Raw genomic sequence first — 25,827 nt, forward strand, 5'->3', positions numbered from 1 at the left:
GTCTCCGTGTGTCCCGTCGGTTGGCAGGCTCTACTGCCGGTGGAACCGCTCGCGGACGGCGTCCATGCGGGCGCGCAGTTCCGCCGGGGTGATCACGCCACGATCCATCAGCGTGTGCGCGGTGGCGACGACCGAGCGGGTTCGTACCGGGAAGTCGTGATAGATCGTCTCGCCGAGCGCGTCCTCGGCATGGCGGCGTTCCAGGTTGTCCAGGGCGCCGCGCCAGGACAGGCACTCACACGTGGCCTGCATGCTGGACTCCCAGGGATCGGGTTTGCGGTCGAGTTCGGGCAGCGTGCTCTCCCGGCGCGACTCGGGATCCAGTGTGCGCAACAGGACGTCGTACGGGCCGCTGGTCACCGGTGGCCGTCCTTCCTCGTGGCGGACTCGGCTCGGTTCGGCGGCTGCTGCGCGGACCAGTCGACCTGGGGCAGCGCCACGCCGATCATCGTGTCCCGGGTGACGATGGCGGCCAGTTGCTCCTCGGTCCAGCCCTCGGTGCCCTCCGGGCGCATCGGCATCACCATGAACCGCGACTTCTGATTCGAATCGTGCACCCGGATCTCGACCTCGGGCGGGAAGTGCAAGCCGAATTCGGCGAGCACCTCGCGGGGCCAGCGCACCAGGCGCCGGCGGTAATTAGGGGTGCGATACCAGTCCGGCGACATCCCGAGTACCGGCCGCGGATAGCACGAACACAGGGTGCACACGATGACGTTGTGCACCTGAGGAGTGTTCTCCAGCACGTAGAAGTAGGTGTAGTCGCTCGGCGTCCCGGAGCCGGTCGGGTCGCGCCAGTCGATGCCGACCTCTTTGCACGTCTCGGTCCCGTCGGCGAGCAGGCGCGCCTTGAAGTCGGGGTCCGTCCACGCCTTCGCGACCAGTTTCGATCCGCCGTGCGGGCCGACGGATTCGGCCCACTCGGCGAACCTGCGGTGGTCTTCTCGGGAGAACAGCCCCTTTTCGATGGCGAGTTCCCGGATCGCCGTCTCGAGCACCTCGAACTCGCTGATCTGTTCGCTCGCCTGGATCGGCGCGTGCGCCTCGTGGTCGTGCGTCCGGCTCACCGGGCATCCTCCTCTGCGGGCTCGAGCCAGTGCTCGGAAACCTCCGTCTCCAAGGTGTCGGCGTCGAAGCCGGTGTATTTGGGCCACAAATCCTTCTGGCGGAACCGCACGACGTAGAACGGCTCGACGCGGCCGTCCTCGCGCCCCCACGCCTCGTCCTCCGGGATGATCCACTCCGGCCGGTGCTCGACGACGACGCCCGTGCGGCCGCGGGTGTAGGCCTGGGTGCGGGTGTGGAACATCGAGGTGGCCTCGCGGATCCGGACGCGATCGCCGATCCGGTACTTCCTCGTCATGCGCGCGCCTCCCGTCGGGCGCGTACTTCGTCCAGCTTGGCCGACAGTTCGTCCGGAGTGATCAGTCCCTTGGCGACCAAAGTCTTCGCCGCGACGGTCGCCCAGCGCGCGTAGTAGGGGAGACCGAAGTACAGCGTCGCGCCGAGGTCGTTCTCCGCTCGCCGGCGTTCCTCGGAGTTCCACACGCCACGCCAGCCGAGGCATTCGCACGTGACGTAGGTGCTCATTTCCCAGGGCTCCTCCTCCTTCTCCCGGTACTCGACCGGGATGTCCGGCTGGCCGCCCACGTCGTGCAGAACGTGCCGCAGTGCGGCGAACAATTCGTTCGAGATCTCGTAGGGCGAGTCCAGCGGTTCGCGGAACACCGGTGCGAGGTCCGCGACGCGGTGCTGCAGCTCGTCGAATCGGTTCGGTGCGCTCATGATGTCTCCGTAGTGACGGATCCGGTGGCCCCGGCGGGGCCGGTTGCAGAAGGCGTGCGCGCGAACGTCTTGATGTGACCCCGGTCACAAACATATGGTCCGGTTGCCCAGGGTACACGCCGAGATCGGTTTGCTGAAGGATGTCTGCGATGGTGTGCCGCAGTGCCGTTCGCGCCGGACGCCGCGCTGGGAATCGAGGGTGCCTGCCCCTTGACTGGGGAGGAAAGTGGAGGAGACTAGTAGATACACCGGAACACCGGTAGGTGTGTGCATTGCCCGCTGAGACGTCGGCAGGCAGTGAGAGCACCGATCCAGGATCCGGCTAGGCCCCCGGCAGCCAGTTGAAACACCGGAGTCACAGCGACGACTGAGGCTCACGGTTTCGACGAGACTACCGGGGACTGATCTGTGTAAGGGGACCTTTCACCTGGAACTCCAGGTTCGCGAGCGCCGCCGGAGCGGATGGCCGAATCGGCTCACCCGCACCGAATGCTGATGGTTGACTAGCCGTGTGCCGGCTGTCCGGCCGCACCTCGGCAACCGATGTCAGGAGGCACCCCGCAATGCCCACTCACGACGGAAGCTGGCCGCAGGGAACGCCGTGCTGGGTCGACAGTCAGGTCGACGACCCGGCGCGTGCCCGTGGGTTCTACGGCGAACTCTTCGGCTGGGAGATCGAGGACAGCCCGCCCGAGGCGGGTGGATATCTGATGGCCATGCGCCAAGGCCGCGCGGCCGCAGGCATCGGACCCAAGCCGGAGGGCATGCCGATGCCGTCGGTGTGGACCACCTACTTCGCCGCCGACAGCGCCGACGACATCGCGCGGAAGGTGAACGAAGCGGGCGGTTCGCTGATGATGAAACCGTTCGACGTGCTCGACGTCGGCCGCATGTTCGTCGCCGCCGACCCCACCGGCGCCGTCTTCGGGGTCTGGGAGTCCAAGGCGCACAGCGGCGCGGGCATCTACAACGAGCACGGCGCCTACTGCTGGAACGAACTGCACACCGGCGACTACAAGCAGGCGCAGCAGTTCTACGCCGACGTGTTCGGCTGGCACTACACCGAGATCGGCGACGGCGAGCGCTTCGTCTACTCGACCTTCAGCCGGACGCAGGACGGCGACGCCATCGGCGGCGTCAACGACTCGACGAAGATGCCGGGCGACGACCCGTCGTATTGGCTGACCTGGTTCCAAGTCGGCGACACCGACAACGCGCTCGCCAAGGCGCGCGATCTCGGCGCCACCGTCATGGCAGGCCCCGACGACAGCCCCTTCGGCCGCATGGGCATCGTCCAAGGCCCGCAGGGTGAGGTCTTCGGCGTCATCGACCCCACGACCACGGTCGGCGAACCCCCGGCCGGCGGCTGAGCCGAAGCGGCGCGCCCGGTCAGTCGGAGCGCGCCGCTCCCGGCGTGATCAGGCCGTGCTGGTGGGCGTAGACGACGGCGTGGATGCGATCGCGCACGCCGAGTTTGGCGAGGATGCGGGAGACGTGGGTTTTCACCGTCTCCTCGCCGACGCACAGCCGCGCGGCGATCTCGGCGTTGCTGCGCGCGTCGGCCAGCAGGAGCAGCACTTCCAGTTCGCGAGCGGTGAGCAGGCCGACTTCCGGCGGCGTGCGCGGCGGCGCGAGCGTGCTCGCGAAGCGGGCGACGAGGCGGCGGGTCATCGACGGATCGATCAGGGCGTCGCCGCGTGCCGCGATCCGGATGGCCGCGACCAGTTCTTCGGGGGGCAGGCTTTTCAGCAGGAACCCGCTCGCACCCGCCTGCAAGGCGCGATAGAGGTTGGCCTCACTGTCGTAAGTGGTGAGCACCAGGACGTGTGTTCCGCCCGCGGCGACGATCGCGGCGGTGGCGGCCAGCCCGTCCAGCTTGGGCATCCGGACGTCGAGGATCGCGACATCCGGTCGCAGCCGGGCGGTCTCGGCGACGGCGTCGCGGCCGTCGCCCACCTCGGCGACGCAGTCCAGGTCGGCCTGGCTGTCGACGACGGCGCGCAGACCGGAGCGGAACATGCTGTGGTCGTCGGCGATCAAGACGCGAATGGGCGAGTTCACGATCCTCCGATCGGCATCGAGACCGTGGTGCGCCAGTGCGTGGCGTCGCGGCCGTAGTCCAGTTCGCCGCCGAACAGCTCGGCGCGGCGGCGGATCCCGTTGAGCCCGCGCGGAACCGAGGTGTCGGCGATCGCCGGTTCGCGGGCGAGAGGATTGGTCGCGCGCAGCACCACCCGCTTCGGCAGGTACTCCACGTCCAATCGCGCGTGCGTGCCGTCTCCGTGCCGCAGCGCGTTGGTCAGCATCTCCTGCACGACGCGGTACAGGGTGAGGTTCAGTGAGTCCGGCAGCTCGATCGCGTCGCCGCGCACGGTCACCTCGACCTCCAGCCCGGCCGCGCGGACGTGCTCGATCAGCCCGTCGATGTCGGCGAGTCCCGGCTGGCGCTGCCCGTCGTCCTCGCGCCCGTGCAATAGATCGAGCTGGCGGCGCAGATCCACCATCGCGGCTCGGCTACTGGACTCCACGGCCGACAGCGATCGGGCGGCGGCCGTGTCGGCGGTGCCGCCCAGGGCCAGCCGCGCCGCGCCGGCGTGAATGCCGATCGCGCTGACGTGATGCGAGATCACGTCGTGCAGATCCCGCGCTATGGCGGCCCGTTCTTCGCTGACGGCCCGCTCCAACGCCGCCTGGTGCTCCTGGCGGCGCAATCGGGCACGCTGTTCCAGATCGGCGATGTAGGCGCCCCGTGCCGCGGTGTAGCGGCCGACCAGCCACGGTACGCAGCCCGCGGACACCGTGGCGGCCAGAAGAATTCTCCAGTCGTGCGCAGCGGCGCTGTCGGTGAGCAGGTGCGCCCCGGCTACCCCGGCGCACAGCAGCACCATGGTGAGCACCGAACCAGGGCCGGCCAGCCATGCCCCCGCGCGATACCCGGCCACCAGGAACCCCACGTCGGCGACTCGAATCGGGAATCCGTGCCGATGCAGCAGCAGCGCGGCCGACAGGCGCACGAGCACCTGCGTCACCGCGACCGCGCCCGCTGTCCGGGGTGGCAAGGCCAAGGCGAGATCGGCGGCGACGATCGCCGCGACAGCCGCGATCGTCTGCCACGGGGCTACGGCGAACACGCCGCTCAGCCCGAGCACCACCGCGTCGATCACGGCGGCCACCACCGCGACCAGCACCGACTGGCGGGCCAGTGACCTGCTCACATCCAACAGATGGTCACCGCCTCCGTCCGTGTCCGGTGCCGCGTCCCTGGGCATCCTAGCCATCCCGTGCGGCCTCGCCGGTCGACAACTCTGCACCGGCGGGCCGCGCTGCGCGTCCCCCGCACGGGGGATGCGGAATCCCTCGCCGGCGCGATGTCCGCACCCGCCCGCGTCCGTAGCGTCGAAGGTCGACGACGGACGGTGAAGGAGAACTGATGGGCCGTGTGGAGTTGTTGAGCTACGCCATTCCGGCGTTCGCGGTGCTCATGCTGGTGGAGTGGATCGCCTACCGGCGCGATCCGGACCGGCCGCAGACCAGCGGGTCGGTCCGCGACACCGCCTCCAACGTGGTGACGTTCACGCTGGGCAGGCTGACGAAGCCACTGCTGCAGTACGTGGTGCCGTTCTCGGCGGTGGTCGCTGCCGCGGCGATCACGCCGCTGCACCTGTCGCCGCGGTCGTGGTGGGTATGGCTGCTCGGCCTGGTCGTGACGGACCTGTGCTACTACTGGGCGCATCGCGCCGACCACCGGGTCCGGCTGATGTGGACCGCGCACAGCGTGCACCACTCCAGCCAGTACTTCAATCTCTCCACCGCGATCCGCCTGTCCTGGTTGCATCCGGTCGCGAGCCTGCTGCGCGGGCTGGCCTGGGTGCCCGCGGCGCTGCTCGGCTTCCCTGCGTGGATGATCTTCCTGCTCCAGGGAATCGGCCTGCTCTACCAGTTCCCGATCCACACCCAGCGCGTGCGGACGCTGCCGCGGCCGATCGAGTTCGTGTTCAACACACCGTCGCACCACCGTGTGCACCACGGCTCGAACCAGCCCTACATCGACAAGAACTACGGCGGCATCCTGATCATCTGGGATCGGCTGTTCGGCAGCTTCGCCGCCGAGACCGAACCGGTCCGCTACGGCCTCACCAAGAACATCGGCACCGACAACCCGCTGAAGGTGAACTATCACGAATTGGCCGCGCTGATCCGCGACGTGCGCGGCGCGAGCACGTGGCGCGGGCGGCTCGGGTACGTCTTCGGCCCGCCCGGCTGGACCGAGCATGCCGAGCCGGTGTCCGAACGAGCCGAGGGTCCGGTGCCGGGACGAGCCGAGGTCCCGGTGACAGAACGCGTCGGGCAGCTCACCTCCTGACCGCGACGGCGTCTCACGGCGCCGCTGGAACCCGTGTAACCCGAGGTGGCCGGGCGTCTCAGCGCGTCCGGCCATCCGGGTGCCCGGAGCATGCCTGCGGGCGCGGTCGTGCTCGAGGCCGTGCGCCCACGCGCTGATTCAGTGGTGCTCCGGGGAGGGCCGAGCGGCCGGCGAACAGCAGACAAGAATTCAGACGGAATCGAGATAGAACCGCAGGGCCACGATGCCGTCGCTGCCTGGCGCGAACTCCGCGACCGCTACCCCCGGTGCCCCGCCGACCCGCACACTCGCCGTGACCGTGCGGCCTGCGGCGATCACCTTGCTCCAGCGCATGCCTCGCACCCGGTTGGTGAATTCCTCCACCGATACCGGCGTTCCCGCGGGCAATTCGATGTCGGCCCGATGGCCGAGCAGCTCGCGTACCCGGCTCAGGTCGGTGCTCGCAGCCGCCGCGAAAAGCTTTGTCGTGGCGCGCTTTCCGCCGCGGCCCACGCCGCCGAGCGCCTGCAACATGCCGAGCGCCCCGCCGACGCCCTGGTTGGCGATCAGTTGCGGTCCGAGCTTCAGCGCGGCGGCGAGTCCGGGCAGCCCCGTGCGCAGCAGTTGCCAGATCATGCCCGCCAGCTCCCAGTGGGCGGCCAGGTGGGCGATCTTCCACGCCCCGTCCTGCTCCACCAGTCGGTAGCGCAGATGCATCGGGACCAGGACGGTGGCGCCGGTCGACATCGTGGTCGCGATGGTGAGGTCGCGCACCACCGTCGGGGGGTGGACCAGGTCGCGGTCCACCTGGAACGCGATCGTGTTCGGCCCGATGAAGGTGTCGTAGAAGCGTTCGATGGCCGCGCGGCCGACATGCGGGCGGGAGCCCACCGGGTCGTTGACCTCGCCGTCGGCGGTGAACAGGCCGACCCACGCGGACCTGTCGTGCGCGGCGACCGCGCGCGGTGACGCCTCGACGGCCGTCAGCAGCGCTGCGGCCGAAGGATCCAGCGGCATGGCAGTACCTCCGTTGACACGAGCCGGGACTCGACACATGGTAGAACAAGTTCTAGTTTTGGCGTCGCGTTCCGGTGTCGCACCGGTCGCTTCCGCACTGTGAAGGAACTCGATGGACTGGTACACCGGGAACACCGCCTACGACACCGTACTGACGATCGCCTTCGCATTCGCGGCGTTCGTGCTCGTCGGCGGCTTCTTCGCCCAGAGTCCCTACGGGCGCTTCGCCACCACCAAGGTCGGTTTCAACCTCAACCCCAAGCTGGGCTGGTGGTTGATGGAGATCCCGGCGACTGTGGTGTTCGCGGTCTGCTACCTCGCCGGTCCGAATCGTTTCGAGCCCACCTCGCTGGTGCTCGCGGCGATCTGGGTGCTGCACTACGGCAACCGCGGCTGGTTCTTCCCGCTGTCCATCCGGCAGGTGCCGGGCAAGCGGAGCAGTTTCAATATCTCGGTACTCGCCGCGGGCGTGTTCGTCACGGCGCTGCACGGCTACCTCAACGGCTCGTTCTTCAGCCACGACTACCTCGGTCAGTACGGTCCGGAATGGTTGACCGATCCGCGGTTCCTGCTCGGACTCGTCGTCTATCTGGGTGGGTTCGCGCTGCTGGCGCGCTCCGAATCGATCGTGCGCAACCTGCGGGACAAGGCGAATCCCGGCGCCGCCGAGTACCGCATCCCCTACGGAGGCGGCTTCCGCCTCGTCAGCAGCCCGGCCTATCTGGGCGAGTTGATCGCCTGGGCGGGCTTCGCGCTGGCGACGTGGTCGTTGGCCGGTGTGGTGATCTTCCTGATCACCGCGGGCAACCTGGTCCCGCGCGCTTTCGCTACGCACAAGTGGTACCGGGAGAAGTTCGCCGACTATCCGGCCGGGCGCAAGGCGTTGATTCCGTTCGTGGTCTGACCGTTGGGCGGTGCGGGCGCGCATCGCGTCGGGGTGCGGTCGCAGGTCATGGCGGATCTGCGCGGGTTGCCGCAGGTTGCCGCGGTGGTCGACCCGCTCGAGGGGCTGCGGGTCCGCCGCGTGGGCGAATCGACTCGGCTGCGGCCCGGCGCGCTCGTCCGGGTGGGCACGCTAACGAGCCATTGTATTGCATCGGACAGACTGGTTATAGGTCAATTCCTGCGGTTTTGCAGATTCTGCCTCAAGTAACGATGCATAAACGCTGCATCGAGTCGGTTTCGGGCTACAGTCGGGTCATGGGCATCGAGTACGCGAGCGTCATCGATCTTCCTCGGTCCGAGGTGTTCGCCTGGCACGCGCGTCCTGGCGCGCTGACCCGCCTGGCGCCGCCCTGGCAGCCGGTTTCGCCGCGCGCCGAATCGGACTCGCTCTCCGACGGGCAGGCGGTGCTCGGACTGCCCGGTGGTCTGCGCTGGGTGGCCAGGCACGATCCACAGGAGTACGACCCGCCGCGCCGTTTCGTCGACGCGGTCACGGTCGACGGCGTCGGCTCCTTGCCCGCCGGATTGCTGCCCTGGCGGCACACCCACGATTTCGAGGTGGTCGAGGAGAACCGCACCAGGGTGGTGGACCGGGTGGACGCGCCGGTGCCCGCCGCGGTGCTGCGCCCCATGTTCGCCTACCGTCACCGGCAGCTCACCGACGATCTGGCGGCCCACGCCCGGGCGGCGCGAGCGGGTTTCGTGGGCAGGACGGTCGCGGTGACCGGAGCGTCCGGCATGGTCGGTTCGGCGCTGGTCGCGTTCCTGACCACCGGGGGGCACCAGGTGGTGCGGCTGGTCCGGCACACGCCCCGTGCTGCGGACGAAAGGCGCTGGGACACCGACGATCCAGCGCCGGATCTGCTGGACGGCGTGGACGCGGTGGTGCATCTGGCCGGGGCGTCCATCGCGGGCCGGTTCACCGAGAAGCACAAGCGTGCGATCGCCGACAGCCGGATCGGGCCGACCCGGAAACTCGCCGAGGTGGCGGCCGGGGCGGCGGTTCCGGTCTTCGTCAGTGCCTCGGCGATCGGGTACTACGGCGCCGATCGCGGCGACGAGACGCTGACCGAGCAGTCGGAACGCGGTGACGGCTTCCTCGCCGACGTGGTCGACGGGTGGGAGGCGGCCACGGCTCCCGCTGCGGAATCGGGTGTGCGTGTGGTGCGTGTGCGCACCGGGATCGTGCAGTCCCCGCGCGGCGGTACCCTGCGGCTGCTACGCCCTCTGTTCACGGCCGGGCTGGGCGGACGCATCGGCGACGGTCGTCAGTGGCTGTCCTGGATCGGGATCGACGACCTGATCGATGTCTACCATCGGGCACTCTGGGACGCCGGGCTGTCGGGCGCGGTCAATGCCGTTGCGCCGCAACCGGTTCGCAATGCCGAATACACGAAGGTCCTCGCAGCTGTACTGCACCGGCCCGCACTGTTCCCGGTACCCGGGTTCGGTCCTGCGCTGCTCCTTGGCCGAGAAGGCAACCGGGAGGTGGCGTCCGCCTGCCAACGGGTCGTTCCCATGCGGCTGGCCGAGGCCGGGCATCGGTTCCGCGCGCAGACCTTGGAACCGGCGCTGCGGCATCTGCTCGGCAGGACCGCGCGTTGACGTCGGGCGTCGGCCGGAGTCAAACGATGCATCGATTGAGCATCGTTATTCGTCGAGCCACGGGCCGGTTCGGGACATCGTCAGTGCGGTTGCCCTCCTCGCGATAACCCCGCGTCGGGCGGCCGACGATGGGCGCGGCGGGGAAGGATTCGCACTGCGTCGGGTGCGGAGGCGGTCTACGGCGGTACGCGCCGCGGGAGCGGAACAGTTCAGACGAGCCGGTCGGCGGCGTCGACCAAGTTGTCGACGCGCTCCACGCCGTCGGGGAGGAAGACCGCCTCCCATCCCGGGCCGCCGACCAGAACGCGGGCGCCCGCGCCGAGGCACGCGCGCACCGCGGAGGTCAACGCGGTGGACTCCTGTTGCGACCACAGCAGCACGGCGGCGGGGCGGTCGAAACGGGCGAGGGTGTCGGCGAGCGCCGCGGCGGGGACGTCGGCGCCGAGCATCCGTGCGCCCGTGCCGCGTTCGGCGAGGGCCGCGCGCAGCACCTCGAGCGGCAGTGAATGCGTCTCGCCGCTGGTGCAGGCGAGCACCACCGGCACCGGGCCGTCGGCCATCGGCGGCGGGTGGGTCCGGTGCAGCACCGAGATGACGCACCAGGACAGCAAGTGCTCGACGTCGACACATCCCTCGCCGCCGAGCTGTCGATCGATGATGTCGGCGAAAGCAGGGCGGCACAGCAGGTTCCATGTGTCCACCACGCCGAACGCGCGGACGTGCGCGTCGAGCTGGCTCGACACCGAGCCGGTGTCCAGCGCGAAGGCCGCGGCCAGCAGTGATTCGCGCCGGCCGAGCGTGGGCGCGGGCCCGCGCACCGTCGCCGCCGCCCCTGCCGGGCTCGCGCCCGCGCGGATCAGGGTGAGCATCCGCTCCAGCATGGCGATGTCGGCCTCGGTGTACAGGCGGTGCTTGCCCGGGCGGTGTTGCGGCGGCCCGATGTCGTAACGACGGTTCCAGCTGCGCAGCGTCGCGGTCGGGATACCGAGACGTTCGGCGACCGCGCGCACCGTGTATCCGGCCGCATCGGACACGGGGACGGAACCGGCGGGCATCGCCCCATTCTGCCTGTCCCCGCCGACGGGATCCGCCCCGCCCGTGTGGTTGCGCGGTGTGATCGGTCCTGGCGGTTCCGGCACGGCCTCACCCCCTTCCGGTGAGGGCGGCGCACAGCAGACCCCGGCCCACCGTTGCCGGGATGGTCTCGGCGCACCGCGGTTGTCCGCGCGAGGCCCGCCCGGGCGCCACGGTGCCCCTGCGATCCGAGCCGATGCCGCGCGAGTTCACAGGCCCTACGGCCTCCCGCGTCGGGGCGGGTACGAGAGCCGGACCGGAAGCGGAATCGCGAAATCCGGCGATGCGGGCCGCGGCGCGGCGCGCGGTGTCGTCGTCCGTCCAGTCGGACAGCGCGGCGCGTCGGAGGGCGACCGCCAGCCCGTGATCGGCGGTCGCGAAGCCCGCGAGGCGGGGCGCTGGCACCCGGGTCATCGCTCTCTCCTGGAATCTCGGTTGCATCAATTATGCATCGTTATTGTGCTAGCGTGGTCAGCGTCGCCGATCATCGAGGAGTTAGCGTGAACCGTCGCAACCTGTTGCTTACGTCCACTCGCCTGCTCGCCGGGACGGTGTCGGCGCTGGCCGCGTCGGTGCTCGCGGCAGGCGGCGCCACCGCGGCGCCCAGCCCGGTCGCCGGGCCCGCGCCGGTGCCGAGTCTCGATCTGGACCGGTACCTGGGCACGTGGCGTCAGCTCGCCGCCGTGCCGCAGTTCTTCAACCTGGCCTGCGCGCGCGACACGCAGGCGAACTACTCGCTCGACCCACAGGGCAATATCGCGGTGCGCAACACCTGCACCACGTGGGCGAACACGCGCAACGAGATCAACGGCACGGCGACGGTCACCGACCAGGAGACCAAGGCGCAGCTGCACGTCAGCTTCCCCGGCGTGCCGACCCAGGACCGCCTGGAGGGGGCGACGAACTACATCGTCACCGCGCTCGGCCCGGACTATTCGTGGGCGCTGGTCACCGACCCGAGCCGGATATCCGGGTTCGTCCTTGCCCGCGCGGCGGCGCTGGACGCGGACACCTGGCAGCAGGTGCGCGCGGCGATCGCCGCGGCCGGTCAGAACTCGTGCCTGTATCTGACCTCCCCGACGACGGGCGGTGACTCGCGCATCGTCCCGCTCTGCGCGGGGTGATCGGCATGCTCGGCGCTCGTGAGGGTCGCGTCGTCGGCGGTGTGGCTGAGCCGCCCGATACCGCCCCGGCGCGGCCCTTATGGGCGCCGAGTATCCGCTGCCGCTCAGGCGAGGGGGAGCGCTGCCGATGAACAGCGTTGCCGCACAGGGGGACCGCGTCCGATGACCGTCACGATCGCTTTGTTCACCCGCGACCTGAGGGTGTGGGACAACCCGGTGCTCACCGCGGCACACCGGGAAGGTGCGGCGGTGGTGCCGCTGTTCGTCCTCGACGACGCCATACTCTCGGGCCGCTTCGCCGCGCCGAACCGCGCCCGGTTCCTGTCCGCGGCGCTCACCGAGCTGGACGACGAATTGCGCGCCATCGGCGGCAGCCTGGTCCTGCGCCGCGGCGACGTGGCCACGGAGGTCGACCGCGTCGCCGCGCAGGTCCACGCCGAGAGCGTGCACGTGGCCGCGGACGTCAGCGGCTACAGCCGCCATCGCGAACGCGCTCTGCGCGAGCGTCTCGCGCGCCGCGACTGTCTGCTGCACAGGCATCCCGCCACCATTACCGCCGTCGCCCCGGAGTCGCTGCTTCCCGCCACCGGGCGCGATCACTTCGCGATCTTCGGCCCGTACTTCCGGCGCTGGTGCGAGGCGCCGCAACGCAAGCCGCTCAGCAAGCCGCGCGACCTCACGGTGCCCCGGGTGCCGAGCTTGCCGCTGCCGGACGCGGGTGACCTGTGCGCGGGTCCGGCCTCGCCGCGGCTGGCCGTCGGCGGTGAGACCACGGGACGGAAGATCTTGCGCGACTGGCTGTCCGGGCCGGTCGAGAACTACGCGCGCGACAACGACGATCTCGCCGCCGACGCCACCTCGAGGCTGTCGCCGTATCTGCATTTCGGCTGCGTGTCCCCGGTGGAGCTGGTGCATCGGGTGGACATGTCCACCGAGGGCGGGCACGCGTTCGCCCGGCAGCTGGCCTGGCGCGACTTCCACCACCAGCTGCTGGCCGCCCGCCCGTCCGCGGCCTGGTCGGACTACCATGAGCGCGCGGTCCGCTGGCGCGACGACCCGCAGGCCGTGGACGCCTGGCGCGAGGGGCGCACCGGGCACCCGATCGTGGACGCCGGGATGCGGCAGTTGCGCGCGGAGGGCTGGATGCACAACCGGGCGCGGTTGATCACCGGCAGCTTCCTGACCAAGTCGCTGCGCGTCGACTGGCGGGTCGGGGCGGAGCACTTCCTGCGCTGGCTGGTCGACGGCGACCTGGCGAACAACCAGCTCAACTGGCAGTGGGTGGCCGGCACCGGCACCGACACCAGGCCGAACCGGGTGCTCAACCCGCTGCGCCAAGCCGAACGCTACGACCCGGATGGCGCGTACGTGCGGCGCTGGGTGCCCGAACTGGCGCACCTGCCCGGCGCGCGCATCCATCGGCCGTGGCGCGCAGGCGTCGATCCGGCGGACTATCCGGCGCCGATCATCGATTTCGTCGGAATGTAGTGTCCCCGAAGCGGATCATCGGGGTAGCTCGCTCGGCTGGTTCGCGACGGTCGCAGGCACGGCGTCGGCGACCTCCTCGAAGGCTCGCACCACGTTCTCCAGTTCGTCGCTGACGTCCCGCATCCCGGCCACCGCCGAGAGGTCGTCGGTGTCGAAGTACCACCGCGCGAACAGGCGGCGGAAAGCGTCGTCGGCGTCGTCCGCCAGCCCGAGGATCTCGGCGCGATACCACGCGGCCCAGGTGGGGTCGAACGGCGCCGCGAACAGTCCGGCGGTGTGCCGCCCGCATTCCTCGACGATGCCGATGACCTCCGCGAGTTCCTCCGCCGGCGACGTGACGCGGTGCCGGTTCGCGCGCTCGGCCGTCGTCCGGAGGTGGATGAGGACACCGTGCAGGGACCGGCCGAGGTGGCGGCGGTCTGCCGGGGCCGCACGCACCATGTCGTCGCTTCGATCGGCGAGTATCGCGATGCCCGCGTGCACCGCGGCGTGATCGGCGGGGACCAGACGGAGCCTGCCGAGTATCGCCGTGGCTTGCCCCACGGTGTTCACCACATCCCGGAAACAGTCGTGCTGGTCTGGGGCCAACGGGTGCGACGACGACACAGATGCTCCTGACGATGGATGGAATTGTCCGGTTGGTGCGGTATTCCGCGTTCACGGCCGCGACCGGTGCCGCGACACAGATGATTCGAAGAGACGGGCCTCGCGGATCAACCCTTCTCGACAGCCTTCCGCCGCGACTCCGGTGCACGAATCATGCTCCGGCGGGCCGGCCGTACGGCGCGGACGGGCGGTCGGAACCCGGCGATACCGGCCCGAGCTTCCGAATCCCGTTTGTCCGCGCTTGAATTGAGGGGTCGAGGATTCACCATGCCCGAGGAAAGGGGCCTGTCATGGGCACCGTCGAAATCGCCATTACCATCGGCCGCATCGTGGACACCCTGCAGAAAGCGCTGATTCTGCTCATTCTCTGAGCGCATCGTGATTCCCGGGTGAGCGAACCAGGATCGCCCGGGCACCCACGAAGCGGCCGCCCGGTCGATCAGTCGTCGTACACCGGCCGGTGCAAACCCATGCGTCGGCCACATGCACGTAGTCACGAACGCGGGTGCCGTCCGGCGTCGGATAGTCGATGCCCAGGGCGGGACGGAATCACGCTGTCCCGCCGCGGCTTGCAGCAGGATCGGGCTCAGGTGCGACTCCGGGTCGTGCCTGAGCCCAGCCGCACCCCGCGGGCGACGACGGCTGCCGAGGTAGCCGGTGACAGGGTCGATTACCTCGCAGGTAATCGACCTGACGGCATTCGTCGGTCAGGCTCGGGACATGGTGACCAACAGCATGCGGAAATCCCGCTCTCCACTGGCCGGCGCGCTGCGCGGTCTGGCGCTCGGCCGGGTCGCGCTGGGGTCGGCCGCCCTCCTGGCCCCGGCGATGCTGACCAAGGCGCTCGGCGTGCGCCCCACGCCCGAGCTCGACTACATGACCCGTATCTTCGGTGCGCGAGCGATCGCGCTCGGCCTCGGATATCTGACCGCGCCCGTCGAAGAATTGCCCCGCTGGCAGCGCCTCGCGTTGCTGGTGGACATCGTCGACACGACGCACGGCGGGGTGCGCGTGCTGCGCGGTGACGTGCCGCGACCGACCGCCGTCGCGTTGGTCACGCTGACCGGCGGCTACATGCTCGTCGGTGCGACCCGCCTGGCCAGGGACCTGCGCTGAGAATCTTTGGCACACTGGGGCGATGGCGACCGTTGTGGCATTCCACGCGCATCCGGACGACGAGACACTGCTGACCGGGGGAACGCTGGCCGAGTTGTCGGCCGCCGGGCACCGAACCGTCATCGTGGTGGCCACCGACGGTCACATGGCCGATCTGGGCGGGCGCGAAGCGCTGCGGCTGCGCGAGCTGGCGGCCAGCGCCGCGGCCCTCGGCGTGCACCGGGTGGCGCATCTCGGCTACGCCGACAGCGGACACGGCGCCGTACTGTACGCGGACCCGCCGGACCGGACGAGGTTCGTCCGTGCGGATTCCGCGGAGGCGGCCGAGCGGTTGGCCGCGATCCTCCGCGACGAGAACGCCGACATCCTGCTCAGCTACGACCGCAACGGCGGGTACGGGCACCGCGACCACGTCCGCGTGCACGAGGTGGGCAAGCGCGCGGCCGAACTCGCCGGTGTCTCCCGCGTGCTCGACGCCACCCTGCCGCGCGAGGGTTTCGCACGCCTGGCCCGTTTCCTCGGCCGGTTGCCGATCTCGTTCCGCTACGATCCAGCTATCCTCGCCTCGGTCTTCAGCCCGCGCTCGGAGATCACGCACCGCATCGATGTCGGCGCGCACGCCGCGCGGCGCAGAGCCGCCTTGAGCGCCCACCGCTCGATCATCGAGGGCTCCAGCCGGTTCGCCACCATCGCCGGTGTCCTGCTCCGCCTGCCCGTTCCCGTGCTCGGCCGGGTCCTGCGCTGGGAATGGTTCGCCGAGGAAGGCGCGGTTCGCGGCACCGACGCACCGCTCACCGACCTCTTCGAACCGGCGCCGCGCTGAACGCGTCCGTCCGCGCCGCTGCGTCCGCCGCTTGGGCGAGCGGATTCGCGGACGGGCGTCGCGGTCAGTCGCGCGGGGACAGCAGTGCGGTGGCTGCCGATTCGGCGACCGTGCGGGTGAGTTCCGGAACCTTGTCGCGATCGCCGTCCAGGATCAGCAGCCAGGCGAAGATCGGGCCGAGCAGCAGGGCGTGCACCGTGGCCGGGTCGGGTGGCGCGGCCAGTTCGCCGCGGCCGACGGCGCGGTCGAGCACTTCGATCACGGCCTGTCGTTCCCGTTCGAGGAAGGTCTCGGTGAAGCGGGTGCTCAGCGCGGGATCGGCGTAGATGTCGGCCAGCAGACCGGCGAGCACGTCGGTCGGCGCGCTGCCCAGTTGGTCGGCGATGGTCCGGGTGAGGGCGGCCAGGTCCGCGCGCAGGGATCCGGCGTCCGGCGGCGGCTGCTCCCGCATGTCGTGCACGGTGGCCGCGAAGATCATCTCTTGCTTCGTCGCGTAGCGCCGGTAGATCGCGGCCTTGCCGATTCCGCCGTGCGCCGCCACGGCGTCGACCGTCAGCCCGGCGTAACCGCGCTCGGCCAGGAGTTCTCGCGTGGCGCGGACGATAGCGAGATCGACCTCACTGTTGCGCGGACGTCCTTGCCCTTGTTTCGGTTTCGGCACGCTCCTAGTATACGGAACTGACAGTATCGGAACTGTCAGTTCCGTAATGGAGGGTGGATTCCAATGATCAAGTGGGCAGGACGTCTCCTGGTGTTTCTCGGACTCGGGCACACACTCGGCAGTTATGTACTGGTGGCTCCCGACCATGCCGACTCATGGTTCGGCGCGAAGCTGTGGAGCCCCGAGGAGGGGATCAGCGAGATGAGCCCGGCTATGGCGTCGTTCTGGCTGACCACCGGCAGCTTCGGTGTGCCGTTGGCCCTGATCGGCGTGCTCGTGCTGTGGCTGGATCGACGGGGCATCGTGCCGCCGTCGTTCGTGGCGTGGACGCTGGGCATCTGGTCCGTGGTCGCCGGCGTCATCCTCGAGCCCGCCCCGTGGGCGCTGGCCTGGATCGCGGTCGGGCTGCTCGCGGTAGGCGCGCGGCGTGCCGGGCAGGCCGAGCCCGCCTCCCGGTTCGCGGCCGCGCCGAGGTGAGCACTCGGCACGCGCCGCGAGCGGGCAGGCGGCATGCCGCTTCGGTTCACCGCGATCTGGCCGGCTGATCCGTGGTCGGCGCGGCGGACGGCTCGCGGGGCAGCACCACCGTGAAGGTGCTGCCTCGGCCCGGTTCGCTCTGCACCGAGACCCGTCCGCCGTGCGCGGTGACCAGGGCTTGGACGATGGCCAGGCCGAGCCCGGTGCCGCCACTGCCGCGGGTGCGCGAGGCGTCCGCGCGGTAGAACCGCTCGAACACGCGGGTGGTGGCTTCGGGTGGAAGTCCGGGACCTGCGTCGATGACGTCGATGCGGACGCGGTCGGGGGCGGGCGTGAGCCGCACCGCGACCGCCGCTTCGCGCGGGGTGTGGGTGAGGGCGTTGCCGAGCAGGTTGGTCAGCACCTGGCGCAGGCGGGCCTGGTCACCGATGACATCCATGGTTCCTTCGCCGTCGCCGATCGCCAGCGTGATCGGGCGGTCCGGCGCATCCGGTGACGGCTTCTGGCGGGCGGCGACGGCCCGGGCGTTGTGCACGGCGTCGCCCGCCAGCGCGAGCAGGTCGACGGACTTACGCTCCAGCGGGCGTTTCTCGTCCAGCCGCGCCAGCAACAGCAGATCCTCGACGAGCAGACCCATCCGCTCCGCCTCGGCCTCGATCCGGCCGACCACCATCCCGGCGTCGGTACTGGCGCCCTGCCGGTACAACTCGGCGAACCCGCGAATCGTGGTCAGTGGCGTGCGCAGTTCGTGGCTCGCGTCGGCGACGAAGCGGCGCATCCGCGCCTCCGAGCGCCGGGCCGCCTCCTCCGACGCCTCGGTGGCGGCCACGCCGTGCTGGATCCGCGCGAGCATCTCGTTCAGTGACCGCGCCAGATGGTCCACCTCGGTGTCCACGCCGCGCACCGGCACCCGCCGGTGCAGGTCACCGCCCGCGATCGCCGCCGCCGTCTGCTCCACCTCGCGCAGCGGCCGCAGGCTGCGCCGGATCACCAGGTAGCCGACGGCGCCCAGGGCCAGCAGAGCCGCTGCCCCCGTGCCGATTTCGAAGAAGATCAACCGGGAGACCGTCTCCTGGTTGTCGGTCAGGGGCAGGCCGATGGTGGTGGATCCGTACTGGTTGGTGGTGGTCAGCACCCGCCAATCCATCGAAGAACCATCCGAGGACGGCACCGTCTTCGGCGTGCCCGCGGTCGTGCCGCCGAGATCGGGAGATCCGGTGCCGTTGCCGCCCGGTAGGTCTTGATACACCTGCCCGTCGGCGCCTGTGCGCAGTTCGAAGAACCGCCGCGGCTGTTCGCCCGCCGACCTCGGCGGCACGGGCGCGGCGGGCAGGTCGGCCGGAATCCACTGCGCGCGACCGTCGCTGGTGATCACCTGGCGCATCGGACGCGGCTGCGCCCAGGACCGCGCCGCGTCGTAGAGCTGTTCGTCGGTGCGCTGCGTCAGCGACCGACTCAGCGCCGATGTCACCGCCGCGCCCGACGCGAACAGCGCCGTCGCCGTCAGCAACAGCAACACGATCACCAGCCCCACCCGCAGCGGGACCGCCGATATCCGCCGCGCTGGTCTCGCCCGCGCGCTCACGTCCGGCTCGGCTGGGATTCGCGACTGGTCATGAGCCCATGATCGCGGCGCAAGCGCCGAGCAATCTGCGAGCAAGCTGGGAGTTTCCTGTGCGGGTCAGCTGCGGCGAATGCGCAGGATGTTGTCTTTCCGGGTGCCGGGCTGCCCCTCGGGGCCGGGGTGCTCGCGCTCGACGACCTCGTCCACCTCCACCCGCCATACGGCCGGGTCCAGAGCCAGGCCCGCGCGCACCTCGGCCGTGGTCGGGAAGTGCACGTCGGCGGGTGGCTCCAGCACCCAGCTGGGCCATTCCGCGTGCCCGACGATCAGCAGCAGCCCGCCGGGCGCCACCGCCTCGGCGGCCCGTCGGAGAATGCGCATCCGTTCGCCGTCCTGGGCGAGCGGCGAATGCAGGTACTGCGCCGTGACGAGGTCGAACCGTCCGTCCGGGAAGGTGTGGTCGAGATCGTGCCGCTGCCAATCGATTTCGCCGGCGAGTTCGTGCCGTGCCGCCTGGGCCTTGGCGCGGGCCAGCGCCGTCTCCGACACGTCCACGGCGGTGACGCGCCAGCCGCGCTCGGCCAGCCAGATCGCGTCGGCTCCCTCGGCGCAGCCCAGATCCAGCGCCGACCCTGCGGCGACCGATTCGATCTCTCGCACCAGCAAGAAGTTCGGCCGTCCCGACCAGATCTGCTCGCGCTCCCGGTAGAAGGTCTCCCAGTACTCGACCGTCGTCGGCGTCGTCCGGTCCGCGTGCTCGTGGTGTGTCGCGCTCATGCGTCCCACCATCCTTGGGGGCGGCCGGATCGGCAAATATTGTTGCTGCTTCGGCAACCTACCCGCGCGCCGGCCGTCGCCGCCCGGCGGGCGCATGTCCGTGCCGCTCGCTCGGGACCGGCGACCGCCCGCAGGTCAACACTCTTCGAGCGGGTCGCGCAGGATCATGCCCTCGGCCGCACGGAGGCGGGTGGTCATCGTCGTCAGCAGATCGACGGAATCCTCGGAGAGGCCGATGGCCGTGTGCAAGAGCCTGCGCAGGCGCGGGCTGGTGAGCCGTTCGGCCACGGCGCTGTCGTGGTCGGTGGGTTCGGCGTCGAGCTGTCGGTCGAGATTCACGGAAAGGTACTCACAATCGGTCATCGGGCCCCCAGGAACCATTGTGGATGCGCCGGACCGTGCCAGGAACGATGCGTAGGCACGGGCAGGGTCGTTCCGGGCGCAGCGTACATCGCACTCATTTGGTCGCTGGACCGGGTCGGAATTGTCGCATGTGGTCTCCCTGCCGCAGTCGGGTCGGTTCGCCCGTGCCGCGACCGTGCCCGCTCCGGTGCCGGGACCGGACTCATTGTTCCACTGCCCCAGGATATTTCGGCAAAGCGTCGCGTCGGCGCAGGCTGCGCGGGTGTCGCGCACCGGCGGCCGAGCCGGAGTGCGTCAGCCCGTAACGGGTTCCCACTCCTGGGAAACCGCCGGTGGGTGAGGCGGCCGCTGAAAATCGGGAGCTCACTCGGTGCGCCCGTGACACGATGGGTGGCGGCCGAAGCAGGTACCGACAGGGAAGGGCCCGCCATGGGGAATCTGGACGACAGGGTAGCGGTGATCACCGGCGGCGCCCGCGGACAGGGCCGCGCGCACGCCCTGGCTCTGGCGAACGCGGGCGCGAACATCGTCGTGTGCGATATCGCCGCCCCGCTGTCCGGCCTGCCCTACCAGCTGAGCACTCCGGACGACCTGGCCGAGACCGCCGCCCTGGTCGAGCGGGCGGGCCGCCGCTGCGTCGCCCTGCAGGCCGACGTGCGCAGCCTGGAACAGATGCGGACGGTCGCCGACCGCGCGATCGAGGAATTCGGTCGCATCGACATCCTGATCGCCAACGCGGGCATCGCGTCCAACTCACCCGTCGCCGAGATGGACGAGCAGTTGTGGCGGGACATGATCGACACCAACCTGAACGGCGTGTTCCACAGCTTCCGCGCGGTGGTCCCGCACATGATCGAGCGCCGCTGGGGCCGCGTGGTGGCCACCTCGTCCATCGTGGCGAAGATGGGCGTGCGCAACGCGGCGCACTACGCGGCGAGCAAATGGGGCGTGCTCGGACTGGTGAAATCGCTGTCGCTGGAGGTGGCGGAGTACGGCATCACGGTCAACGCCCTGCTGCCCTCCGGCGTCGACACCGACATGATCCAGAACCCGGCGACGTGGCGGCTCATGGTGCCGGACAAGGAGAACCCCTCCAAGGAGGACTGGATGGCGATCATCGAGTCCGGTCCGCCCAACGGTGATTTGATCCAGCCCGCCGAGGTGGCCGAGGCGACGCTGCTACTGGTCTCCGAACACGGCCGCCACTTCAACGGGGAGGCGATCACCATCTCCTGCGGCGGGAGCGCGAGTACCTCCTAGCGGCTGGAAACGGCGGGGGGCGAACGCAGTTCGCGCCTGTACAGACCTCGCGCACCGTGCTTCACTGGAAGCACAAGGTCTGTGCAGTGCCAGCTTCCGGCCAGGAGTGAGCGCATGTCCCGACACACCGAACGGACTGACCCGCTTCGCTTTTCGGTGTGCCGCCCGCGCCACGACGTCACCATGCTGATGGTCGCGGGCGAAATCGATGCCGCGACCGCGCCCCGGTTCCGTGCCGAGCTGGCGTGCGCCTTCCTCCGCCGCGCGGCCACGCTCGTGCTCGACCTCTCACCGGTCACCTTCCTCGCCGCGGCGGGACTGAGCGTCTTGGTCGAGGCGCAGACCGAAGCGACGCGCTCGCGCCACCGGATCGTGCTGATCACCACGGTGCGGCCGGTCGACCGGGCCATCGAGATCACCGGCCTGGCCGACCGGTTCCATCGGGTCGCCTCGCTCGATGCCGCTCTCGTGGACCTCTCGCCCGGCTACGACGAGACCGCCTGACCGGCGCAAACGCGCTCGGCGGCCCGAGTGGGGCCGCCGAACGCGTATTTCATCGCCGAGCCGAGACCGGCGCCCGCCTGTCGAGCGTCAGTGGCGGCGCGACTCGATCGCCTCGCGGGCTGCCTGCGCCTTCCGCGCACCCCGCTCGCGGGCCAGCTGCGCTGTGTGCGCACTGCGTTCCCGCGCGGCATCGGCGATCTCCGGTCCGCGCTCCTTGGCGAGTTCCGCCCATTCGGCGCTGCGTTCTTTGGCGATCTCGGCCCATGTGCCGCCGCGCTGCTTGGCGAGATCAGCGAGACGAACACCCCGTTCCTTGGCGATCTCCGCCCATTCGGCCCCCCGCTCCTTGGCGATCTCGGCCCATTCCGCGCCGTGCTCTTTGGCGAACTCGGCCCAGTCGGTGCCGCGATCTTTGGCTACCTCGGCCCACTCCGACCCGTGCACCTTGGCGGTCTCCGCGAGATCGCTGCCGTGTTCCTTGGCCGCTTCCGCCCACTCCGGTCCGTGCCGCTGCGCCGTTTCGGCCAGTTCCGCGCCCTTGCTCGCGGCGACCGCGCCCAGCGCCCGCGCCCGTTCCGCGGCCTCGTGCGCGTGCTTGCGCAGTGCCGCGCCGGTCGTGGTATCCGAGGCCGCGCCGAACGGCAGTGCGGCGGTGACCGCGGCAGCGGCGTCACGCGCGGCCCTGCGGCCGCGCCAGCCCAGCGACGGCTTGCCCTCGGTATCGGCCGCGGCGATCATCAGCCCGCCCAGCAGTCCGAGGTCCTTGAGGAACGCGGTCCGCTTCGCCGACTTCCGCGCCGGGTCCTGCTCGTTCCAGAAATCCTGCTCGGTGACGGCCGCGGGCACCACGGTCGCGGCGAGCACCAGGGCGGCCAAGCGCGGCGCCTTGCCCAGTGCCAGCAGGACGCCGCCGCTCACCTGCGCGAGCGCGTTGACTTGCACGACGGTCGTCGGATTGGATGGCAACTTTGTGGCAATCTCTTCGGGGAGCTGCCGCTGTCCCCGTTCGAGCAGTGCGTTCGCCGCCTTGACCCGCTCGTCCGGGCGCCGCAGCGTATCGACCCCGTCTACGACGAACGCGGTGGCCAGCAGCGGCCGGGCGAGTCGGCGCAATAACATGACAGAACCCCTTCCCTTGATGTCGTCACGATTCGGATTCCCGCGCGATTCGTGACCAAACAAGCCGGTCCGCCGCCGTGTGAAGGCCGCCTCATCCGGGTAACAGCAATTCGAGGGAGATCGATCCAGCAGGAGAGGCGCCGTGGCGCACGCTCCCGCCTCCCGCCCCTGCTTCGCCGGAAGGTATCTGCTGTGAACACCCATACGGCCACAACGGCTTTCGAGGCCGTCGTCGCCGCGTTGCCCGCTGCGCCGAGGTGCACGTTCCGCTTCGACTCCGTGCCGTGTCGACATCGCGCGGAATGGTTCATCCGTAAACGGTCCTGCTGCCACCCGGCCGGTGTGGATTTCTTGTGCGAGACCTGCCATACCCGCATCCACTGGATGCTCGACATGGGCATAGCGTTCGAATGCACCGGCTGCGGCGTGCGCTCCGCCAGTTTCCCGGAACTCTGCCCGACCGCGGCTCCCCTGTGAGCGGGATTCAGCAGCCGTCGGCGCGCTTCCGGGTGGGCGCCTCGATCGCGGCGAGGAAGCCGGTGATGATCGAAGTAACCTGGTCGGGGGCCTCCACCATCGGAAGGTGACCGCAGTCGGGTAGTTCCACCGCGGTGTGCGGGCGCAGCTTGCGGTTGAGCCGCCCACCCGCTTTCGCCGACAGGATGCGATTGCGCCGTCCCCAGATCGTGCAGATCGGCGGGAAGCCGGCAGGCGGATCGAACGTGTCCAACGCGCGGTAGGACGGGAAATCCTGCACCAGGCCGTGCAGGGCATGCAGCCTGCCCCGATCGGTCCAGTGCGCCCGCACGCGCGGCTCGTGCTGGTTGCGCTGGTCTCGGCCGCGGGGACCGAGCTGGTTGCCGAGGATCAGCGAGACGATCGGGCTCGGCAAGCTGATCCGGCGCGCCAGCGGCGCCAGCGGCAGCCGCGCGTCCAGCCAGGCCAAACCCGCCGACCGGCCCGAACTCACGGTGTCGGAGGTGAGCGGATTGACCAGCACGAGCGCATGCACCCGCCCCGGATGGCCCATGGTGTAGCGCAGCGAGGTGGCGCTTCCGAGGCAGTTGCCGATCAGCACCACGTCGGTCAGGCGGTGGGCGTCCAGGAACTCCGTGAGCATGTCGACGTAGTCGGTGAGCCGGTAACCCGTGGCGGGCTGGTCGGACTGACCGTAGCCGGGAAGATCGAGCGCGAAGACCTCGTGCTCGTCCCGCAGGGCTGCGACCTGGTCGTCCCAGATCCGCCGTTGCGTGCCCGCGTTGTGCAGGAAGACAACCGGCGACCCGCTGCCCGTGCGGTCGAAGACGACGGCCCTGCCCCGATGTGCGAAAACGTCCACGCCGACTCCCTACGGACTGCGGGCGGACGAGCCGCCGCATCTTCGCGATTCTACGTGGCGGGAGCGGCCGAGCAGGGCACTCGGGTCACCGGATGGCGGTCGACGCGCGGAGGAACCGGCCGGTCCGGCGGGTGCCGAGTACCGGAGCGGGAGCGCCCTCGCCGAAGACCGGCACGCCGCCGACGAACACCGCGCTCACCGTGTCGTCGTTGCGGTTCACCATGCGCGGCAGGTTGTCGAACGGGCCGATCGGGGATTCGCGGTAGGCGTCGAGCGAATCGTCCAGGCGGTCCGGGTCGAGGATGACGACGTCGGCTCGGTCGCCCACCCGCAGGTGCCCGGCGTCCAGGCCGTACCAGTCCGCGAGTTCGCCGGTGAGCCGGTGCACCGCCCGTTCCACGGACAGGAACGGGCGCCCCGCTTCGGCGGCGTCGCGCACTCGGCGCAGGAAACGCAGCCCGAAGTTGTAGAACGCCATGTTGCGCAGATGCGCACCCGCGTCGGAGAAGCCCAGTTGCACGCCGGGGTCGGCGGCGAGCCGATCGAGCACTTCCGGTCGATGGTTGGAGATCGTGGTGCGCCAGCGGACCTTGTTGCCGTGCTCCACCACGAGGTCGAGGAAGGCGTCCACCGGGTGCAGGCCGCCGCGGTCGGAGCCCACCTGGCCGAAGGACTTGCCGATCACCGCCGGGTCGGGGCATTCGACGATCTGCGCGTCGAAGAAGTCGCGGTGCCACACCCTCGGGCCGAATTTCTTGTCGTAATCCGCGCGGAAACGGCGTCGATAGTCCTCGTCGCGCAGCAGTTCCCGTCGTCGGTCCACCTGGTCGGCCAGGTGCAACGCTTCGGCGCCGGAACCGAACTCCTCGAACACCACCAGGTCGATGCCGTCGGCGTAGACCTCGAAGGGCACCGGAAGGTGCTGCCAGCGGAAGTTGCCACCCAGCGCGTTCAGCACCCGCGCGATCAGCGGAAACAGGTGCACCACGCCGGGAATCGCCTTGATGTCGGCGGCCGAGAGCAGACTGACCTTCAGCGGCCTGCGCAGCAGGCCGAGGCTGCTCGCCGCCATGGTGACCAGGCTGTGCGGCCGGGATACGTCGGGTCCGCCCTGCAGCGCCCCGCCGCGCCGGCGCAGAACGGCGTTGAGCCTGCGCCGCTCCCGGATGGTCGCGTAGGTGGAGGGCAGCGTGCGCGAGCGGCACACTTCGCCGTCGAGTTTGTCGAACATCAGTTGCTGGGAGGACATTCCGACGAACCCGGCGTCCAGCGCCTCGGTCAGCTTCGCCTCCATCCCGGCCAGCTCGGCGGCATCGGGCCGGACGTCCTTGCGGGTCGCGCGCTCCAATCCCAGCTCGGCCGCACGGATATCCGAATGCCCGATGAAGGCGGCGACGTTCGGACCCAACGGCAGTCGTTCCAGCGCGGCCGCGTACTCGTGCGCCGAGCGCCAGGTCTTGTGCTCCTCGACCGCCGCGACGACGTGCTTGCGCGGAATCGCCTCGACCCGCGCGAACAGGTCGCCCGCGTCGGAGGCGTCGACGTGGACGGTGGACAGCGAGCAGGAGCCCAGCAACACCGTGGTGATGCCGTGGCGCACCGATTCGGTCAGCGCGGGATGCTGCAACACCTCCACGTCGTAGTGGGTGTGGATGTCGAGCATGCCGGGCATCACCCACTTCCCGGTGGCGTCCACGATGTTCGGACAGGCCGGATCCTCGATCGGGTCGGCCGAGACGGTCGCGATCCGCCCGTCGTGGATGCCGAGGTGCCTGATCGCCGAAGGAGCGCCGGTGCCGTCGAACCAGCGGCCGTTGGCGATGATGGTGTCGTACATG

The 25,827-nt window shown here is 70.1% G+C and carries 28 protein-coding genes; 11 read left to right on the forward strand and 17 right to left on the reverse strand.

Annotated features, from left to right (window positions below; translation table 11 throughout):
• Nucleotides 1-30 precede the first annotated feature (30 nt).
• The 4 genes from LTT66_RS20530 to LTT66_RS37240 are packed head-to-tail and all read right to left on the reverse strand — an operon-like array spanning nucleotide 31 to nucleotide 1,785.
• Nucleotides 31-360, reverse strand: coding sequence for an SH3-like domain-containing protein (locus tag LTT66_RS20530; protein WP_233060182.1), 330 nt, complete (start codon nucleotides 358-360; stop codon nucleotides 31-33).
• Nucleotides 357-1,067: a thiocyanate hydrolase subunit gamma gene (scnC, locus tag LTT66_RS20535; protein ID WP_233060183.1), complete on the reverse strand. Its 711-nt coding sequence runs from the start codon at nucleotides 1,065-1,067 to the stop codon at nucleotides 357-359. Before scnC ends, LTT66_RS20530 begins: the two co-directional genes overlap by 4 nt.
• Entirely contained in the window at nucleotides 1,064-1,363 is a 300-nt protein-coding gene (locus LTT66_RS37235) for an SH3-like domain-containing protein (RefSeq protein WP_195064820.1), read from the reverse strand. Before LTT66_RS37235 ends, scnC begins: the two co-directional genes overlap by 4 nt.
• Nucleotides 1,360-1,785 carry an SH3-like domain-containing protein gene (locus tag LTT66_RS37240; protein WP_181719808.1) on the reverse strand — a complete coding sequence of 142 codons (426 nt, stop codon included), beginning with the start codon at nucleotides 1,783-1,785 and terminating at the stop codon, nucleotides 1,360-1,362. The genes LTT66_RS37235 and LTT66_RS37240 overlap by 4 nt, the downstream gene beginning before the upstream one ends.
• 563 nt (nucleotides 1,786-2,348) lie before the next feature.
• Here LTT66_RS37240 and LTT66_RS20545 point away from each other — a divergent pair.
• Nucleotides 2,349-3,155 carry a VOC family protein gene (locus LTT66_RS20545; protein WP_233060184.1) on the forward strand — a complete coding sequence of 269 codons (807 nt, stop codon included), beginning with the start codon at nucleotides 2,349-2,351 and terminating at the stop codon, nucleotides 3,153-3,155.
• A 19-nt stretch (nucleotides 3,156-3,174) separates the two neighbouring features.
• On the opposite strand, the gene LTT66_RS20550 is transcribed toward LTT66_RS20545, so the two are convergent.
• The gene (locus LTT66_RS20550; protein ID WP_233060185.1) at nucleotides 3,175-3,846 is read right to left on the reverse strand and encodes a response regulator; all 672 of its coding nucleotides are present in this window, start codon (nucleotides 3,844-3,846) and stop codon (nucleotides 3,175-3,177) included.
• Nucleotides 3,843-5,054 carry a sensor histidine kinase gene (locus LTT66_RS20555; protein WP_233060186.1) on the reverse strand — a complete coding sequence of 404 codons (1,212 nt, stop codon included), beginning with the start codon at nucleotides 5,052-5,054 and terminating at the stop codon, nucleotides 3,843-3,845. Before LTT66_RS20555 ends, LTT66_RS20550 begins: the two co-directional genes overlap by 4 nt.
• A 161-nt stretch (nucleotides 5,055-5,215) precedes the next feature.
• On the opposite strand from LTT66_RS20555, the gene LTT66_RS20560 reads away from it, so the two are divergent.
• The gene (locus LTT66_RS20560) at nucleotides 5,216-6,148 is read left to right on the forward strand and encodes a sterol desaturase family protein (RefSeq protein WP_233060187.1); all 933 of its coding nucleotides are present in this window, start codon (nucleotides 5,216-5,218) and stop codon (nucleotides 6,146-6,148) included.
• Nucleotides 6,149-6,337: 189 nt separating this feature from the next.
• Here LTT66_RS20560 and LTT66_RS20565 read toward each other — a convergent pair whose 3' ends face one another.
• A complete protein-coding gene (locus LTT66_RS20565; RefSeq protein WP_233060188.1) occupies nucleotides 6,338-7,144 on the reverse strand; it encodes a nuclear transport factor 2 family protein in 807 nt (268 codons plus the stop codon).
• A 112-nt stretch (nucleotides 7,145-7,256) separates the two neighbouring features.
• On the opposite strand from LTT66_RS20565, the gene LTT66_RS20570 reads away from it, so the two are divergent.
• Nucleotides 7,257-8,048: a phosphatidylethanolamine N-methyltransferase family domain-containing protein gene (locus LTT66_RS20570; protein WP_233060189.1), complete on the forward strand. Its 792-nt coding sequence runs from the start codon at nucleotides 7,257-7,259 to the stop codon at nucleotides 8,046-8,048.
• 296 nt (nucleotides 8,049-8,344) lie between these two features.
• Nucleotides 8,345-9,694 (forward strand): TIGR01777 family oxidoreductase, encoded by a 1,350-nt coding sequence (locus LTT66_RS20575; RefSeq protein ID WP_233060190.1) that lies wholly within the window; start codon nucleotides 8,345-8,347, stop codon nucleotides 9,692-9,694.
• 209 nt (nucleotides 9,695-9,903) lie between these two features.
• Here LTT66_RS20575 and LTT66_RS20580 read toward each other — a convergent pair whose 3' ends face one another.
• Nucleotides 9,904-10,749: a MerR family transcriptional regulator gene (locus tag LTT66_RS20580; RefSeq protein ID WP_233060191.1), complete on the reverse strand. Its 846-nt coding sequence runs from the start codon at nucleotides 10,747-10,749 to the stop codon at nucleotides 9,904-9,906.
• A gap of 88 nt (nucleotides 10,750-10,837) precedes the next feature.
• A complete protein-coding gene (locus LTT66_RS20585; RefSeq protein WP_233060192.1) occupies nucleotides 10,838-11,182 on the reverse strand; it encodes a hypothetical protein in 345 nt (114 codons plus the stop codon).
• A gap of 86 nt (nucleotides 11,183-11,268) precedes the next feature.
• Here LTT66_RS20585 and LTT66_RS20590 point away from each other — a divergent pair, with 86 nt between their 5' ends.
• Both LTT66_RS20590 and LTT66_RS20595 read left to right on the forward strand, forming a co-directional pair.
• The gene (locus LTT66_RS20590) at nucleotides 11,269-11,892 is read left to right on the forward strand and encodes a lipocalin family protein (protein ID WP_233060193.1); all 624 of its coding nucleotides are present in this window, start codon (nucleotides 11,269-11,271) and stop codon (nucleotides 11,890-11,892) included.
• 162 nt (nucleotides 11,893-12,054) lie between these two features.
• Nucleotides 12,055-13,380, forward strand: a complete 1,326-nt coding sequence (locus tag LTT66_RS20595; RefSeq protein ID WP_233060194.1) for a cryptochrome/photolyase family protein — start codon at nucleotides 12,055-12,057, stop codon at nucleotides 13,378-13,380.
• A 15-nt stretch (nucleotides 13,381-13,395) separates the two neighbouring features.
• Here LTT66_RS20595 and LTT66_RS20600 read toward each other — a convergent pair whose 3' ends face one another.
• Nucleotides 13,396-13,986 (reverse strand): hypothetical protein, encoded by a 591-nt coding sequence (locus tag LTT66_RS20600; RefSeq protein ID WP_233060195.1) that lies wholly within the window; start codon nucleotides 13,984-13,986, stop codon nucleotides 13,396-13,398.
• 720 nt (nucleotides 13,987-14,706) lie between these two features.
• Here LTT66_RS20600 and LTT66_RS20605 point away from each other — a divergent pair.
• The gene (locus tag LTT66_RS20605; protein ID WP_233060197.1) at nucleotides 14,707-15,102 is read left to right on the forward strand and encodes a hypothetical protein; all 396 of its coding nucleotides are present in this window, start codon (nucleotides 14,707-14,709) and stop codon (nucleotides 15,100-15,102) included.
• A 22-nt stretch (nucleotides 15,103-15,124) separates the two neighbouring features.
• Nucleotides 15,125-15,925 carry a PIG-L deacetylase family protein gene (locus tag LTT66_RS20610; protein WP_233060199.1) on the forward strand — a complete coding sequence of 267 codons (801 nt, stop codon included), beginning with the start codon at nucleotides 15,125-15,127 and terminating at the stop codon, nucleotides 15,923-15,925.
• A gap of 64 nt (nucleotides 15,926-15,989) precedes the next feature.
• Here the strand turns inward: LTT66_RS20610 and LTT66_RS20615 are convergent, their stop codons facing one another.
• Nucleotides 15,990-16,586, reverse strand: coding sequence for a TetR/AcrR family transcriptional regulator (locus LTT66_RS20615; protein WP_233060200.1), 597 nt, complete (start codon nucleotides 16,584-16,586; stop codon nucleotides 15,990-15,992).
• 63 nt (nucleotides 16,587-16,649) lie between these two features.
• Here LTT66_RS20615 and LTT66_RS20620 point away from each other — a divergent pair, with 63 nt between their 5' ends.
• A complete protein-coding gene (locus tag LTT66_RS20620; protein ID WP_233060202.1) occupies nucleotides 16,650-17,063 on the forward strand; it encodes a DUF6463 family protein in 414 nt (137 codons plus the stop codon).
• A gap of 46 nt (nucleotides 17,064-17,109) precedes the next feature.
• Here the strand turns inward: LTT66_RS20620 and LTT66_RS20625 are convergent, their stop codons facing one another.
• From LTT66_RS20625 to LTT66_RS20635, 3 genes are all read right to left on the reverse strand, one after another.
• Nucleotides 17,110-18,648, reverse strand: a complete 1,539-nt coding sequence (locus LTT66_RS20625) for a sensor histidine kinase (protein ID WP_233060204.1) — start codon at nucleotides 18,646-18,648, stop codon at nucleotides 17,110-17,112.
• Nucleotides 18,649-18,744: 96 nt separating this feature from the next.
• Nucleotides 18,745-19,404, reverse strand: coding sequence for a class I SAM-dependent methyltransferase (locus LTT66_RS20630; protein ID WP_233060205.1), 660 nt, complete (start codon nucleotides 19,402-19,404; stop codon nucleotides 18,745-18,747).
• A gap of 135 nt (nucleotides 19,405-19,539) precedes the next feature.
• Nucleotides 19,540-19,743, reverse strand: coding sequence for a hypothetical protein (locus LTT66_RS20635; RefSeq protein WP_181719790.1), 204 nt, complete (start codon nucleotides 19,741-19,743; stop codon nucleotides 19,540-19,542).
• 402 nt (nucleotides 19,744-20,145) lie between these two features.
• Between LTT66_RS20635 and LTT66_RS20640 the strand changes: the two genes are divergently transcribed.
• Both LTT66_RS20640 and LTT66_RS20645 read left to right on the forward strand, forming a co-directional pair.
• On the forward strand, nucleotides 20,146-21,027 hold the full coding sequence (locus LTT66_RS20640; protein WP_233060207.1) for a mycofactocin-coupled SDR family oxidoreductase: 882 nt from the start codon (nucleotides 20,146-20,148) through the stop codon (nucleotides 21,025-21,027).
• A gap of 114 nt (nucleotides 21,028-21,141) precedes the next feature.
• Nucleotides 21,142-21,531, forward strand: coding sequence for an STAS domain-containing protein (locus LTT66_RS20645; RefSeq protein ID WP_233060209.1), 390 nt, complete (start codon nucleotides 21,142-21,144; stop codon nucleotides 21,529-21,531).
• Nucleotides 21,532-21,618: 87 nt separating this feature from the next.
• On the opposite strand, the gene LTT66_RS20650 is transcribed toward LTT66_RS20645, so the two are convergent.
• The 3 genes from LTT66_RS20650 to LTT66_RS20660 form a co-directional block, all read right to left on the reverse strand.
• Nucleotides 21,619-22,650 (reverse strand): DoxX family protein, encoded by a 1,032-nt coding sequence (locus LTT66_RS20650; protein WP_233060212.1) that lies wholly within the window; start codon nucleotides 22,648-22,650, stop codon nucleotides 21,619-21,621.
• Between the two features lie 484 nt (nucleotides 22,651-23,134).
• Nucleotides 23,135-23,989, reverse strand: a complete 855-nt coding sequence (locus LTT66_RS20655; protein ID WP_233060214.1) for an alpha/beta fold hydrolase — start codon at nucleotides 23,987-23,989, stop codon at nucleotides 23,135-23,137.
• An 85-nt stretch (nucleotides 23,990-24,074) separates the two neighbouring features.
• A complete protein-coding gene (locus LTT66_RS20660) occupies nucleotides 24,075-25,826 on the reverse strand; it encodes an N-acyl-D-amino-acid deacylase family protein (protein WP_233060216.1) in 1,752 nt (583 codons plus the stop codon).
• Nucleotide 25,827 lies beyond the last annotated feature (1 nt).

It is taken from the genome of Nocardia gipuzkoensis, from assembly GCF_021183645.1.
Classification (GTDB): Bacteria; Actinomycetota; Actinomycetes; order Mycobacteriales; family Mycobacteriaceae; genus Nocardia; species Nocardia abscessus.

What these genes read in the sequence shown, in the direction of transcription:
- LTT66_RS37235 (WP_195064820.1), bottom strand. Translation starts at nt 1,363, where the DNA reads ATGACGAGGAAGTACCGGATCGGCGATCGCGTCCGGATCCGCGAGGCC.
- LTT66_RS37240 (WP_181719808.1), bottom strand. Translation starts at nt 1,785, where the DNA reads ATGAGCGCACCGAACCGATTCGACGAGCTGCAGCACCGCGTCGCGGAC.
- LTT66_RS20545 (WP_233060184.1), top strand. Translation starts at nt 2,349, where the DNA reads ATGCCCACTCACGACGGAAGCTGGCCGCAGGGAACGCCGTGCTGGGTC.
- LTT66_RS20555 (WP_233060186.1), bottom strand. Translation starts at nt 5,054, where the DNA reads ATGCCCAGGGACGCGGCACCGGACACGGACGGAGGCGGTGACCATCTG.
- LTT66_RS20560 (WP_233060187.1), top strand. Translation starts at nt 5,216, where the DNA reads ATGGGCCGTGTGGAGTTGTTGAGCTACGCCATTCCGGCGTTCGCGGTG.
- LTT66_RS20565 (WP_233060188.1), bottom strand. Translation starts at nt 7,144, where the DNA reads ATGCCGCTGGATCCTTCGGCCGCAGCGCTGCTGACGGCCGTCGAGGCG.
- LTT66_RS20570 (WP_233060189.1), top strand. Translation starts at nt 7,257, where the DNA reads ATGGACTGGTACACCGGGAACACCGCCTACGACACCGTACTGACGATC.
- LTT66_RS20575 (WP_233060190.1), top strand. Translation starts at nt 8,345, where the DNA reads ATGGGCATCGAGTACGCGAGCGTCATCGATCTTCCTCGGTCCGAGGTG.
- LTT66_RS20580 (WP_233060191.1), bottom strand. Translation starts at nt 10,749, where the DNA reads ATGCCCGCCGGTTCCGTCCCCGTGTCCGATGCGGCCGGATACACGGTG.
- LTT66_RS20585 (WP_233060192.1), bottom strand. Translation starts at nt 11,182, where the DNA reads ATGACCCGGGTGCCAGCGCCCCGCCTCGCGGGCTTCGCGACCGCCGAT.
- LTT66_RS20595 (WP_233060194.1), top strand. Translation starts at nt 12,055, where the DNA reads ATGACCGTCACGATCGCTTTGTTCACCCGCGACCTGAGGGTGTGGGAC.
- LTT66_RS20605 (WP_233060197.1), top strand. Translation starts at nt 14,707, where the DNA reads ATGGTGACCAACAGCATGCGGAAATCCCGCTCTCCACTGGCCGGCGCG.
- LTT66_RS20610 (WP_233060199.1), top strand. Translation starts at nt 15,125, where the DNA reads ATGGCGACCGTTGTGGCATTCCACGCGCATCCGGACGACGAGACACTG.
- LTT66_RS20620 (WP_233060202.1), top strand. Translation starts at nt 16,650, where the DNA reads ATGATCAAGTGGGCAGGACGTCTCCTGGTGTTTCTCGGACTCGGGCAC.
- LTT66_RS20630 (WP_233060205.1), bottom strand. Translation starts at nt 19,404, where the DNA reads ATGAGCGCGACACACCACGAGCACGCGGACCGGACGACGCCGACGACG.
- LTT66_RS20645 (WP_233060209.1), top strand. Translation starts at nt 21,142, where the DNA reads ATGTCCCGACACACCGAACGGACTGACCCGCTTCGCTTTTCGGTGTGC.
- LTT66_RS20650 (WP_233060212.1), bottom strand. Translation starts at nt 22,650, where the DNA reads ATGTTATTGCGCCGACTCGCCCGGCCGCTGCTGGCCACCGCGTTCGTC.
- LTT66_RS20660 (WP_233060216.1), bottom strand. Translation starts at nt 25,826, where the DNA reads ATGTACGACACCATCATCGCCAACGGCCGCTGGTTCGACGGCACCGGC.